Annotated in this window: 13 protein-coding genes; 4 read left to right on the top strand and 9 right to left on the bottom strand. The window is 28.5% G+C overall.

Annotated features, from left to right (window positions below):
- Window positions 1–65 precede the first annotated feature (65 nt).
- Entirely contained in the window at window positions 66–803 is a 738-nt protein-coding gene (locus I4V63_RS10640) for an ATP-binding protein (protein WP_196001280.1), read from the top strand.
- Window positions 804–859: 56 nt separating this feature from the next.
- Complete coding sequence (locus I4V63_RS10635; protein ID WP_042395066.1) at window positions 860–1069, top strand: cold shock domain-containing protein; 210 nt, start codon at window positions 860–862, stop codon at window positions 1067–1069.
- 45 nt (window positions 1070–1114) lie between these two features.
- On the opposite strand, the gene I4V63_RS10630 is transcribed toward I4V63_RS10635, so the two are convergent.
- Both I4V63_RS10630 and I4V63_RS10625 read right to left on the bottom strand, forming a co-directional pair.
- Complete coding sequence (locus I4V63_RS10630; protein ID WP_196001232.1) at window positions 1115–1804, bottom strand: DUF4956 domain-containing protein; 690 nt, start codon at window positions 1802–1804, stop codon at window positions 1115–1117.
- Window positions 1798–2550 (bottom strand): polyphosphate polymerase domain-containing protein, encoded by a 753-nt coding sequence (locus I4V63_RS10625; RefSeq protein WP_196001231.1) that lies wholly within the window; start codon window positions 2548–2550, stop codon window positions 1798–1800. Before I4V63_RS10625 ends, I4V63_RS10630 begins: the two co-directional genes overlap by 7 nt.
- A gap of 458 nt (window positions 2551–3008) precedes the next feature.
- On the opposite strand from I4V63_RS10625, the gene I4V63_RS10620 reads away from it, so the two are divergent.
- Window positions 3009–4904, top strand: coding sequence for a carbohydrate-binding domain-containing protein (locus I4V63_RS10620; RefSeq protein WP_196001230.1), 1896 nt, complete (start codon window positions 3009–3011; stop codon window positions 4902–4904).
- Window positions 4905–5004: 100 nt separating this feature from the next.
- On the opposite strand, the gene I4V63_RS15815 is transcribed toward I4V63_RS10620, so the two are convergent.
- The 3 genes from I4V63_RS15815 to I4V63_RS10605 form a co-directional block, all read right to left on the bottom strand.
- A complete protein-coding gene (locus I4V63_RS15815; protein WP_196001229.1) occupies window positions 5005–5424 on the bottom strand; it encodes a TM2 domain-containing protein in 420 nt (139 codons plus the stop codon).
- 262 nt (window positions 5425–5686) lie between these two features.
- On the bottom strand, window positions 5687–6703 hold the full coding sequence (locus tag I4V63_RS10610) for a D-alanyl-D-alanine carboxypeptidase family protein (RefSeq protein WP_196001228.1): 1017 nt from the start codon (window positions 6701–6703) through the stop codon (window positions 5687–5689).
- Window positions 6704–6945: 242 nt separating this feature from the next.
- Window positions 6946–7326 (bottom strand): zinc-ribbon domain-containing protein, encoded by a 381-nt coding sequence (locus tag I4V63_RS10605; RefSeq protein ID WP_196001227.1) that lies wholly within the window; start codon window positions 7324–7326, stop codon window positions 6946–6948.
- Between the two features lie 204 nt (window positions 7327–7530).
- Between I4V63_RS10605 and I4V63_RS10600 the strand changes: the two genes are divergently transcribed.
- Window positions 7531–8367 carry a patatin family protein gene (locus tag I4V63_RS10600; protein ID WP_196001226.1) on the top strand — a complete coding sequence of 279 codons (837 nt, stop codon included), beginning with the start codon at window positions 7531–7533 and terminating at the stop codon, window positions 8365–8367.
- Between the two features lie 64 nt (window positions 8368–8431).
- Here the strand turns inward: I4V63_RS10600 and I4V63_RS10595 are convergent, their stop codons facing one another.
- The 4 genes from I4V63_RS10595 to I4V63_RS10580 form a co-directional block, all read right to left on the bottom strand.
- The gene (locus I4V63_RS10595; protein ID WP_196001225.1) at window positions 8432–10066 is read right to left on the bottom strand and encodes a Na/Pi cotransporter family protein; all 1635 of its coding nucleotides are present in this window, start codon (window positions 10064–10066) and stop codon (window positions 8432–8434) included.
- A gap of 211 nt (window positions 10067–10277) precedes the next feature.
- On the bottom strand, window positions 10278–11360 hold the full coding sequence (locus I4V63_RS10590) for an ABC transporter ATP-binding protein (protein ID WP_196001224.1): 1083 nt from the start codon (window positions 11358–11360) through the stop codon (window positions 10278–10280).
- A 17-nt stretch (window positions 11361–11377) separates the two neighbouring features.
- Complete coding sequence (locus tag I4V63_RS10585; RefSeq protein ID WP_243280485.1) at window positions 11378–12277, bottom strand: sugar ABC transporter permease; 900 nt, start codon at window positions 12275–12277, stop codon at window positions 11378–11380.
- 2 nt (window positions 12278–12279) lie between these two features.
- On the bottom strand, window positions 12280–14367 hold the full coding sequence (locus tag I4V63_RS10580; protein ID WP_196001223.1) for an ABC transporter permease subunit: 2088 nt from the start codon (window positions 14365–14367) through the stop codon (window positions 12280–12282).
- Between the last annotated feature and the right edge of the window lie 2 nt (window positions 14368–14369).

The following is a 14369-nucleotide window of genomic DNA, read 5'->3' as shown; positions in this document are numbered from 1 at the left end:
TTTGTCTAAAAACTAATGCTTTGTTAAAATATCTAAGTAATAAATTTCGGAGGCAAAAACATATGATGCAAAAATTATTGAGTAAAACTCGTCAAGCTATAAATGATTTTAATATGATAGAAGAAAATGATAAAATCGCAGTAGGGTTGTCTGGAGGAAAAGATAGTGTAACTCTTCTTCATATCTTAAAAAATTATCAAAAATTTTCTCCAGTAAAATTTGACCTTATTGCAATAACATTAAATCCTGGTGGAGTTGATAATAGCCCTCTTCATGAATTGTGTAAGAATTTAGAAGTTCCATTTTATGAAGTTCAAACAGATATTGCAAAAATAGTATTCGATATAAGAAATGAAAAGAACCCTTGCTCCTTATGTGCAAAATTAAGACGTGGTGCATTAAATGGTACTGCACAAGATCTTGGTTGTACTAAAGTTGCCTTAGGGCATCATAAAGATGATGCAGTTGAAACATTTGCAATGACAATGTTTTACGAAGGAAGAATTAATTGTTTCTCCCCAAAATCATATATGGAAAAGTTTGATATTACTATTATTAGACCAATGGTTTATATTGATGAATACATGATTAAAAAAGCTGTTAAAATATATGATTATCCTATTATTAAGAACCCGTGTCCTGCTGATGGTCATACTAAAAGACAGGATATGAAAGAATTAATTAGAGATTTAAATAGTACATTTCCTAATTTCAAAGAAAAGTTATTTTCTGCACTTAACAATTCAGAACAACTTTTCATATGGGATAAAGATAAAATAGCTAAAATTAACTCTAAAGAATAAACTTTTTACTTTTACATAAACTATTTTCGATTACTTATAGATTAAGGAGCGATTATATGTCAAGTTATACTGGTGTAGTAAAATGGTTTAATTCTGAAAAAGGTTATGGATTTATATCTGCTAATAATGGAAATGATATATTTGTTCATCATTCTCAATTAAAAGAAAATGGTCCTGATAGTGGATTACATGAAGGAGAAAACGTATCATTTTCAATTGCAGATGGTGAAAAAGGCCCTATGGCTATAAATGTTCATAAACTATAAAAAATGGTAGAGATTTTATAAAATCTCTACCATTTTTAATTATAACTATAAATAAACTTTTTCTTCTAATCCAGCTGATGTTAATGCAATTGTTAAATTTCCATTCTTACAACGCAATTCATCTATCAACTTCTTTTGGCTTACACCTTCTTTTAAATGAATTTTATAAGATATTTCAAATAATGCACCAAAATCCTTTGTTTTTACGCTTTCAGTAGCCCAATTAGTTGAATAACTATCTAAAATTTTATCAAAAACGCCTTCATAATTTAAATCTTCTGGCACCAATATTTTTAATCTCATATTCTTAGTCTTTGGAACTGCAAATTTTATTTTATCTAAAACAATCATGATGATGCATAAGATCACAGTTACTATAACACCATATCCTATATAACCCATACCACACGCAAGACCTACAGCTAAAGTAAAGAATATATAAGATATATCCTTAGGATCTCCAGGGGCACTTCTAAAACGAATTATTGAAAATGCACCTGCTAAACTAAATGCTCTTGCTACGTTATTACCTACTAAAAGAATTATTATTGCAATTATAACTGGTAACATTATTAATGTTATTGTAAATCCAGGGGCATACCCCTCTTTCTTATGAGTATACATATAAGCTAAACTTATTACTAACCCCAATACTATTGATGAACCTATAACTAATAATGCATTTGCTAATGTAAATGACTCTCCATTCGTCGATGATATTATCGTTTCTAACATATTTTTACTCTCCTCATTTCATTTTCTTTATTTTTATTTAAACAATACCTCATATACTCATTTCCATACTTTGAAAACTTTGTACTATATATAGATAAATCCGAAAAGATTTCTACTAACCATAAAGGAATTGCTCCTAATATTTTTACTTCCATTAAATATTGATTTGGTTCTAAAAGTTCATCACCAAAATTTCCAGCTTCTAATACCAAATTATCTCTTCTTGTAATTATTTTAGAATCAAATGTCAATCTAAAATCTTTATCTGCCTTACAAAAGAAAGCTTTTCTACTATAACTTATATAAACTTTAGGCTTAACATTATTATTTTCCAAATAATTTTCTATTTCATTTAATACTTGATTGCTCATATAATCATCTTTTTGAGGCCTAATTCCTTTATTTAAGAAATCCTGAACTTCACCTAGTGTTAAAACTACCCTTCTTTTATTTACCACACCATTTATTTTTTTCTTTATTTCTAAGAATACTTTATCCTCTTTACTAACTGGCGTTTTATAACTTCTTAATCTAAGCTTTTCTTTATAATAGGGTTTATTTATTGAATGTCTAATGACTTGATTATCAAAAGTATCATAATAAATATTATAAATACTATAGTTATTACCATTTTTACAATGCTCATCTGCATCCATATATTCACTTATTCTTTTTATAAGCTCATCATATTGACTTTGATTTAACAGATATTTTTTTTCGTATCTCTTAAATGATTTTATTGCCATAAAAATACCTCCCAAAACGTATTATTTAAAATCCTTAATGTCATTATAAAATCCTAACCTTAAAAAAATCTTAAAAGAATTTTATATTTAAACTATTTTTTACAATTATGCTCTTGAATTTTACATTTTCCTTTATGTTTATATAGTAAATAATTTTTTTAGTAAAAATAAATAATTTCTATAAACAAAAAATTTTCTATGAAAACTTAATAACAAAAAAGGAAACTCCTCCTCCCTTCACTCGGATGAGTAAGTTCGTCTGACCAAATTGAAAATTTGGAGTCTCACTTACGCCTGGGGTGTAAGTTCGTCTGACCAAATCGAAGATTTGGAGTCTCACTTAAGATTAATTTAAGGTTTTATTGTTAATATGATTTTATAAGTATGATATTAAATTAAAGCTTAAGTAATTTTCTTATGAATAGAAAATTATTACTTAAATGATTTTGGAGGAAATTATGAAGAGAAAGTTTATTATATTATTAACTGTTGTTACCTTATGTAGTAGTACAATAGCTTGCTCAAAGACAACAACTACAACTGATGCTAATAACGATACAAATACTACTGTTCAAGAAACTACAAATACAGTTGCAAATTCCGATTTAGAATTAGACGAGGATATTGGTGAAGTTACTTGTACTATTAATTTAGATAGTTCAATTGCTGTAAGCGGAAATGACGCTACAGTCTCTGATAATAAAGTAACTATTACATCTGGCGGAGTATATGAAATAACTGGTACTTCTTCTGATGCCCAAATAATTGTTAATAGTGTATCTGAAGAAAATGTATATTTAATACTTAACAATGTAAATATTACTTCTAATGACAGTGCACCTATATATGTTCAAGCTGCAAAAAATGCAATCTTAGTCTTACCAGATGATACAACTAACACTGTAACTGATAGTGATTCATATGTGTTTGAAGACTCTACTACAGATGAACCTAATGCTGCAATATTTAGTAAAGATGATTTAACTATTAGAGGAAATGGTACCCTAACAGTTAATGCTAATTATAATAACGGTATTACAAGTAAAGATGATTTAAAAATTACTGGTGGTAATATTACAGTTACTTCTGCTGATGATGGATTAATGGGTAAAGATTCTATTACTATAAAAGATGGAAATATCACTATTAATGCTTCTGGAGATGGATTAAAATCTACAAATGCTGAAGATACAGAAAAAGGATATATTGATATTCAAGGTGGTACTTTAAATATCACTTCAACTAATGATGGAATACAAGCTGAAAGCAACGTAAATATATCTGATGGAACTATAAACATTACTACTGGTGGTGGAAGTGCAAATAGTAGCTCTAAGAGTAGCAATGATCAAAGTGGATGGGGCCGATGGGGCACTGGCACTAGCTCTAGTAGCAGCTCAAGTTCTACTACTGATACTAGCAGTGCCAAAGCAATTAAAGCCGTTAATACAATAACTATAGATGGTGGTACTTTTACAATTGATTCTTCTGACGATTCAATTCATTCTAACAATAGTGTTGTAATTAATGGGGGTACTATTGATATTTCTTCTGGTGATGATGGTGTTCACTCTGATACAACCTTAGATATTAACGGTGGAGATATAAATATAAGTAAATCTTATGAAGGAATAGAAAGTACAACTATAAATATTAATGGAGGTACTATTCATTTAGTTGCTAGTGATGATGGAATAAACGCATCTGGTGGGAATGACTCTTCTTCAACAAGTGGAAGACCTGGTCAAAATAGCTTTTCTTCTGGAAATGGTCAAATAAACTTTAATGGTGGATATGTTTATGTTGATGCTGCTGGTGATGGTATTGATGCTAATGGTTCAATTGAACTAAATGATGGTACAGTCATAGTAAATGGACCACAAGATAATGGAAATGGTGCCTTAGACTATGATTCAACTTTTAATATTAACGGTGGTATTTTAATTGCAGCTGGAGGCTCTGGAATGGCACAAAATCCAAGTACTTCTTCAACACAAAATTCAATTAATGTATATGTTAATGGATCAGCAAATAGCTTATTAACTATTAAATCTGAATCTGGTGAAGACATAATTTCATTTGCACCATCAAAGTCATATCAATCTGTTATTATTTCATCTCCTGAATTAGAAACTGGTAAAACTTATAGTGCTTACTCTGGGGGTACATCTACTGGTACATCTACTGATGGATTATATACTGATGGTACTACTAGTGGCGGTACTGAAATTACTTCCTTTACTCTTTCTAGCACTATAAGTAATGTATCTCAAAGTGGTGTAACAACCGGTGGCAGTAATTCTGGTGTACCTGGTGGTGGTAATATGGGAACCCCTGGCCGTGGAAGACGTTAACCTATTTTTTTACTATATAAAATAAAAGGTGAAGCAAGTTTACCTGCTTCACCTTTTAAAATTTCTACCTTTTCAATATACATTCAGTATTTTTTCTTTTTCACTCTAAATCATTACCATTTGAGTCTTTAAGTTTATTAATATAAATTAAAATACATTCTACAAATCCCCATATTTCCGCAATAATCCAAGTTATTCCACCTGTAAAGTATCCTAAAATCCATAATGATAATTGTACTATTCCTATTTTAACATACCCTAAATAAAATCTATGAATCCCCATTCCTCCTAGAAATAGTGCTAAAAATACTGCTATTAATTTACTTTTTACATTTTCTCTTGCGGCATATCTATTATCATTTAAGTCAGCACCACAAAATTCACAACACTCCAAATCATGCTTCTTTATTATCGATCCGCACTTGTAACAATAATTATCTCCTAACCCTTTTTCAGTTCCACAATTTGTACACTTAGGACTTTCATTACTTATGAGTTGTCCACATTCTCTACAATACACAAGCTTCCTCCTATAAATTATTGTTATTAAAATATATAATAATTCATAGGACAAATATTCTTATTAAGCTACTAAAATTTTCATTTAAATCCCTTTCTAGATTTTATTCAATTCTATACCTATAATTTAGTTTTTTTACATATTTAATACTTTTATTAATAAAACTTATCTTAACTTTCATACTCTGTACTAACCTTTTTTCAAATATAATTAGTATACTTTTAAAGCCTTACCATATTTAATTATTCGTATAAAAAAACTTCTAATAATCACCATAATATTCTTCTAAAGTAATATTTTTTTCATATAACTCTGTAGCTAAATCAACGCCTAAATATCTAAGATGCCACGGTTCATACTTATATCCTGTAATATCTTCTTTACCTTCAAGGTATCTAATTATAAATCCATACTTATGAGCATTTTCTCTAAGCCACTTCCCTTCTTTTGTATCACCAAAATCAACTGACAACGTCCCATTATATTTAGCTAATGTTATGTCCATAGCTAACCCTAACTGATGCTCACTTGCCCCTGGAGGCGCTGAATATCCACTATACGGATTATATATACTTTTTTGATAACTATAAGATCTATATCCTGATACAGCATATAAATAATAATTATCATTTTCAGCAGCTTTGAATAATTCTTCTAATGCACTTGCTGCTTCTTTTCTCATATATATTCTATCACTGCTATTAACTGATCTTACATCTGGTAGCACTAGATCTGTAGGTTTATAATCGGATGATAGTGTACTTTTCCTATTTACACAAACAGTTAAACTACTTGGATCAAAAATTCCCTGTGCTACTACTTTATCTGTAGGCTCCAATATTATCTCCTCATCTGTAATCTGCCTATTAACTTCAGTACCATCTTCATATGTTACTGTATAAGTGATTTTTTTCTCACCTTCAGTCCCTTCTGAAATGATCCTACTTTCCCCAACTTTAGTTTTATAGTCATTAACAACTATTTCATTAAAAGCTATTTCCTCAATTATCTCATCTTGTTTTGTTTCAACCCTATTAATTACTATTACTTGATTGTTTTTAATCTTATCTCCAATATCATAATTTAATTTATCATTAACATTTAATTCAACATTAGCTTCTTCTATTGCTTGTCCAACATTAGCTTCCTTTGTTTTACTTTCAATAACTTTACCATCTACTTCTATTATTATATTCTTAGGTCTACTTGCTATTAATAAACTAGCTCCAGCACCTATCAAAATAACTATTATAATACTACTTATTATTTTTCTCTTCATTGCTATCTCCACTCAACAACGTATATTTTATTAACCTTATCTTTCATTATAATACATTTTTCGACTTTTTATAATATATTTCATAAAAATAGAACTATATTCTATATAATATAGCTCCATTTTACTAAATAATACTTTTTAACCCTCTTACTTATTGCCTTCTCTAAAACATCTCTTTTCATACTCTGCTTGTTCCATTGTCATAACTAATAAAATAATCTTTTCTTCACATATAGAAAAGATTATTTTATTTTTTCTCCACAATATGGGCAATAATCAAAATTCTTTTCTAATTCCCTATTACATTTTGGACATCGCTTTTTTAAATAATTATCATTTATATTATTATCTTTTAAATCCCAATATGAAATTTCTATATCTTCCCCTCTTTCAATAGCTTTCCCTTTTTCTTTAGGAATACTAAAAGAAGAGTTACAATCATTACAAATCACGTAATATTCTTCATTCCATTTAAATATTGGTATAAAGAAAAAATGAAAGAAAGTATAAGATTTTATTAACCTCGCTCCACTTAAAATGTTACAATTTTTACAGCAAAAATTATTTAATGCTTTAATATCCTTAAGCTTATTATCTATGCCAAATATGCCTATAAAAAACATGAAATACTCCTTCTTTAATTTTCTACTTCCAACAATTATTAATTGAAATTTATTATACTTTTCTTTATATTATAAACTATTCTTAACTTATATTAAATATAAATATTTATTATCATTATATAGCAAACTTTATCCCAATATTTGTATTACAGTTTATTTTGTTTTATAATTACTAAATAAGAACTTATTGAAAGGAGCTGCTTTATGCCTAGTTTAATTTTAGAAGGTGGAACTCTTAGACCCATTTTTAGCGCGGGAGTTATGGATGCATTACTTGACAATAATATTACTTTTCCTTATTGCATAGGTGTATCTGCCGGAATAACTAATGGAGTCTCTTATATCTCTCAACAAAAAGGACGTAACCTTGAAGTAGTTACCAAATACAGAAATGATAAACGTTATTTAGGATATAGGAATTTCTTGAAATGCAAAAGTTTATTTGGACTTGATTTTGTTTTTGATGAAATACCAAATAAATTAATTCCCTTTGATATGGATACATATAAGAAATATCCCGGTAAGGTTTTAGTGGGAGTTACTAATGCTAAAACAGGTAAAACAGAATATTTAGATGGTAAAAATTTAGATGATAAAGCCACTATGCTAAGAGCAACATGTGCTTTACCTATATTTTTTCCTGTAATTAAGATTGATGGAAATGAATATTATGATGGAGGGATTTGTGATCCAATTCCAATAAAAAAAGCAATTGAAGATGGTAATGATAAGCATTTAATAATTTTAACTCAACCAAAAGGATATAAAAAAGAATTAAGCAAAAAGAATATTATCGTAGCAAAATTACTTAATAGTAAATATCCTAAGTTAAAAGATGCTCTCTTAAATCGTCATGATAATTATAATGAAATAGTAAGATTTTGTGAAGAACTTGAAAGTCAAGGAAAGGCACTTATTTTAAGACCTGAATTTTCATTAGAAAGCTTTGAAAAAGATGTTAATAAGCTTAAAGCTAACTATAACCATGGTTATGATTTAGCTACTAAAAAAATTAATGATATAAAAAACTTATTTATTTAAAAACTAGGCTATGCTTTATAAAAAAATCAAAGCATAGCCTTTTATAATAAATAAAACTCCTTTATTAGCATAATTCTGTATCAATTTTATGACTTGGCTTTTCTTTTACAGTGGCAATATTATTAGCATGGTCACCTATTCTTTCTAGATTAGATAAAAGATCAAAAAACATTATTCCTGCATCTGCTAAGCATGTTTTCGCACTTAATCTATTTATATTATTTTCTCTAAATTGTTTTTCTAAACTATCTATTTCTTCTTCAATTTTTTCTACTTCATCCCCATTGTTTATTTCATTAGATTTAAAAGATTCAATTGCAATACTTATAGACTTTAAAGTAACTTCAAATAATTGTCGTACCTCTTTATCACCTTCATTAGACAAAGTAATATCTTTTTCATATTTTTGAATAGCAAGTTCAACTATATTTTCTGCATGATCTCCTATTCTCTCAATATCATTAATAGTATGATATGCTTTACTTACTAATTTAGCATTCTCCTCTGGCAAATTATGTTGTGATAATTCTATTAAATACTCAGTTATATCACGTTCTAATGTATTAATAATATTTTCATTATCATATACTCTTTTCATTTTTTCCTCATTCCAATTTAAAAATACCTCCATAGCTAATTCTAAATTATCTTTTGCCTTATTAGCCATTCTTATTATTTCCTTAATAGCTTGTCCGCTAGCTACTATTGGTGTTTCTAAAAGTTTTTTATCTAAATAAACTGCTCCATAACTTTCTTTACTTTCATAATCTGGCAATATACGATTAACTAATCTTACAAAATATTTTGATATTGGTAATATAAAAATTGTTATTACAATATTAAATATAGTATGTGCATTTGCAACTTGCCTTGCTACATTGTCTGGAGTTAAATAATTTACAACTGTAACTACCTTATCTGAAAATGGTAAGAATAAAATTGTCCCAAATATATTAAATGACAAATGCAATAACGCGGCTTTCTTTGCTGTCCTATTTGCTGTCAATCCTGCTAATATTGCAGTAATACAAGTTCCTATATTACACCCTAATATTATTGGAAATGCTACATTAATATCTATATTTCCTGTGTTTGCTAATGCTACTAAAATACCCGTAGTTGCAGATGAACTTTGTAATATTGCAGTCATAATTAATCCAACTAATACACCAAGAAAATGATTTTTTCCTATTACAGAAATAAACTCATTAAATATATGTAAATTTGATACTGGTTTAAGTGAAGAGGACATTAGTCCCATGCCCATAAATAATACTCCAAATCCTAAAGCAATATATGCTAAATCCTTTATTCTTTTCTTCTTTGCAGACATCATAACTATAGAACCTACGCCTATAAATATTGGTGCTATGATTTCTAACTTAAAACTAACCATTTGAGCAGTAATTGTTGTACCTATATTTGAACCTAATATAACTCCTGTAGCTTGAGTTAATGTCATTAATCCAACATTAACAAAACTAACTACCATTACTGTAGTAGCACTAGAACTCTGGATAATAGCTGTTACAATAGTTCCAACAAGTACTCCTATAACTTTACTGCTAGTTATTTTCTCCAATATACCTTTTAACTTTTCTCCAGCAACGTTTTCAAGTCCATCACTCATTAATTTCATACCATATAAAAATAAACCTAGTCCACCAAAAACTCCTGTAACAATCTCAAAGCCACTCATACACTTTATATCCCCTCATATATATATTTTTCTTTATAATTCCCCTTATAAACTATATTCTCTTCGTATTTAAATAAGTACTCTATGTTTTCAATATCATGTTTAAATAGAAAATATACTTTGTTATTAAAAATAAAAAAAAGTTGGAACTATCGGGTTTAGTTCCAACTTTAGAATATTATGGTTTTATTATAGTTTTTACTATTTCTTATTAATTAATTCTTAATTGAGTTTCAGCATCGAAGAAATGTAATGCACTTAGATCAAATCCAAACTTATGCTTTTCTCCAGCTTCATATTGATGATATCCAGGTACTGTTATTACAAGGTCCTTGCCACTCTTTAATTTAACATAAAGAGTTTGTTCTTTACCTAAAACTTCAATAACATCTACTGTACACTCAAATGTATCTTTATCAGAATCTCCAACAAATCTTTCAGAACGAATTCCTAAATATATATCCTTACCTTCATAATTTGATAAAGCTTTTAAATCAGCTTCTGAAGGATTGATAGATATTAATCCATCTTCAGAAATGAATTTCTTTCCTTCTATTTTACCTTTTATCATATTAATTGTAGGTGATCCAATAAATCTAGCAACAAACATATTTTGTGGTTTTTCATAGAATTCATATGGTTTACCAACTTGTTGAATCTTCCCATCATTCATAAGAACAATCTTTGTAGCCATAGTCATAGCTTCTACTTGGTCATGTGTTACATAAATAGATGTTGTTCCAAGAGCTTTGTGAATTCTGACTAATTCAACTCTCATATGCTCTCTTAATTTAGCATCTAAGTTAGAAAGAGGTTCATCCATCAAGAAAACACTTGGTTTTCTTACAATTGCTCTTCCTAATGCAACTCTTTGTCTTTGTCCTCCAGATATATCTGATGGCTTAGAATATAAATATTTTTCTATTTGAAGTAATTTTGCTGCTTCATTAACACGTTCATTAATAACGTTCTTTCTTTCTTTTCTCATTGATAATGAAAATGCCATATTATCATATACAGTCATATGTGGGTATAGAGCATAGCTTTGGAAAACCATCGCTATATCTCTATCCTTTGATGCAAGCTTGTTAACTCTCTTCTCACCAAATATTAAATCTCCTTCTGTTATAGAGTTAAGACCTGCAATCATACGTAATAATGTAGTTTTACCACATCCTGATGGTCCTAAGATTACACAGAAATCCTTATCTTCTATTTCTAAATTTATATGTCTTAAAGTAAAATCTTCTCTGCTTTCATATTTCTTTCCAATATTGTTTAATGTTACCTTCATATCTACTATCTCCTATCCTATCCTTTTGTAGCCCCATTTGAAAGACCTGATACTAATTGTTTTTGTAGTACAACGAATAATATTACTATCGGTATTGCAGTTAAAAGTGCTCCGGCTGTGAACGCTGGTTGATTTATAGTACGTTCATCTGTTATAAGTGTTTGTAACCCTGCTGCTAACGTATAATCAGACGATGAATTTAATAATACTTTTGGTAATAAGTAATCACCAAATGGTCCTATGAATGACCATAAACCTATTATTGCAAGCATTGGTCTTGCAATTGGCATTATAATAAGTCTGTATATTTTCATACTAGAACATCCATCTATCTTAGCTGCATCATCTAGTTCTGTAGATATTGAATCTAAATATCCCTTTAGAATTATCGTATTACCAGCTATACCTCCACCAGCATATATTAATATAAGCATCATTTGTCTTGTAAGACCTGGCATTATATCTGATGCAATAGAATACATTGTAAAGTAAGCTGTAATTCCTGCAAATGTTGGTATTGTTTGAATAAGCATAACTGTCATAAGAGATGCTTTTTTACCTTTAAATCTGTACCTTGAATAAGCATATCCAGTAAATGATACTATTAATATTACTAATATTGCTGTCGTAATACTTACAAATAAGGTATTAGCCATCCATTTTAAATAAAGCGTATCTTCAAATAATGTTTTAAAGTGTTTTAATGAGAAACTAAATTTTCCCCCAATTATTAGTCTATTTACTTGTTCTCCATTAAATGATGATATTATAATTTGTCCGATTGGTACTATTACCATTATTGACCATAATATTAAGAATGCATATGATATACCAAGTGCAATTTTCCCTCCAACAGTAAGAGGTTGTTTATCAGAAAGATATAAATCATTTTTTTTCTTTTTAAATATACTCATCATCACTACCCCCTCTTAAATGCATCTGTATTTTTATATCCTATATATGCAATTATTATTAGTGCTATTGAAATAATAACAGTAATTGTTGCTCCAATAGCTTGATATTGGCTATTCATTGTTAATTTATATATATAAGATATTAAAAGGTCTGATGAACCTGCTAAGTGTCCATATTTACTTGGATCAAATGGTCCTCCATTATTAAATAAAGCTATAATACTGAAGTTATTAAAGTTAAATGTATATTGTCCAACTAAAAGTGGTGCTGTTTGGAATAAAACTAGCGGTACAGTTATTTTAGTTAATTTTTTAAAGCTTGTTGCTCCATCAATATCAGCAGCTTCATACAACTCAGCATTTATAGATTGTAGAACTCCTGTAGATAGTAAGAAGATATATGCACTACCAAGCCAAGCCTGAATACAAATTAATGTAAGTCTTATAGTAAATGTATCATTCTTTATTGAGAAGTTTGGTCCAAAAACATTCCTCAATGAGTTAACTACAGTTCCACCATCAGCAAATAAAATACTAAAGAATAGTATAGAAATAAATGCAGGTACTGCCCATGGTAAAAGGTATATTGATCTAAATAATACTTTTCCTTTAATTCTGTCATTATTAAGAACTATTGCTAAAATAAATCCTAAAGCAATTGCTAAAGTTGTAGCTCCAATAGTCCAAATTATTGTCCATCCTAATATTCTCCAGAATATAGAACCAACCATACCTTGACCTAAGAAGATCATCTTATAGTTCTTTAATGCTTCCCACCCAAATTTAGCTTGAGTGTCTGGCCCCATACCTGTGAATGATAAAAGAATTGTCGTAACAACTGGAATACATACTATAAATATAGTAATTATAGCTGCCGGTGATAAAACTAAATAAGGGAATCCATCTTCAAATAAAGTTTGTTTAGTTTCAACCCAACTTCTAAATCTCGTTCCTTTAATTGTATCTTTTTCAACCTTATTGGCATCCTTAAAGCATACGTACATTAAGAAAATACCGATTAATACTAAGAATATTGCAAGTATACCTTCAATCATGAAAATAATCGATCTATCAAGTCTGCCTCCATCAGCAGCTAAAGTTATAAGGCCTGCAATCCCATCTCCTTTATAGTTTCCATATCCTAAAGCATATGGAATAGCTATAGCATATATATATATTGTTGCAAAGAACATTATAATCGCTTTTACATATTGTTTATTCACTACTTGAGCAAGTCCTGGTATTAAAAAAGTAACCCAAGATACCCAAGGTAATGTTTTTTCAGTTTCAACTGGATAAACTCTTCTTAAATCTGCAACATTAATGTTAACAGTATTTATTTTTTGTTTAATAGTCTTTGAAAGCTCATATTTTTTATTTTTTATAATTTCTTCATTGTATGTTTTTTCACATTCAAATGATTTAACTAATATGGCTTCTTTGTATCTTCTCTTTAATTCTTTTATTGTATTTTCTTTAGCCTGTCTAGAAATTAAACCTTCCTTACACTTAGATTTAATTTCACTAATTCTATCATGTAACTTCTTATTTTCATTATCTTTAAATTCTTTAAATTCAGAATTAAACTTTTCATTATCTATTGAACTTATTTTTGTTAATTTATTTTGAGCTTCTTTCAATTCTTTTGTTGCTTCTTTAGCAAATTCAATTACTGGTGGTATTTGAGCAATTTCTATTTTTGATTGCTCATATATTAATTCAGCATCATAAGTAAGTTTAGTATAATTCTTATAGAAATTAACTAACTCTTTAGCCTTAAATAACCTTAATTCTAACTTTTGTACTTTTGAAGGTAATTCTGTATCAACTTTTGGTTTATACTCCTCCACCTTTTTATTAACTTCTTTTAAAAAATCTTTTTCTTTTTTCTTATATTCATCCAATTGTTTATTATAAGGATGATCTTTCTTATTTTTTACTAACTCATTTAATTGCTTTTCTAAATCTTCTTTTTCTTTACCAGTTGCAGCCTCAATTTTTTCCTGTAAAACTGAAACTTCATATAGGTATAAATTTTTTCTATCATACTCTCGATTAATATTATCATATAAATGCTTATTGAATTTTTTCAACC

Origin of the sequence: Clostridium sp. 1001271B_151109_B4 (assembly GCF_015670405.1) — a bacterium.
GTDB lineage: Bacteria > Bacillota > Clostridia > Clostridiales > Clostridiaceae > Clostridium.
Note: the sequence above shows the minus strand (reverse complement) of the source record. Positions and strands in the feature narration are given on the sequence as shown.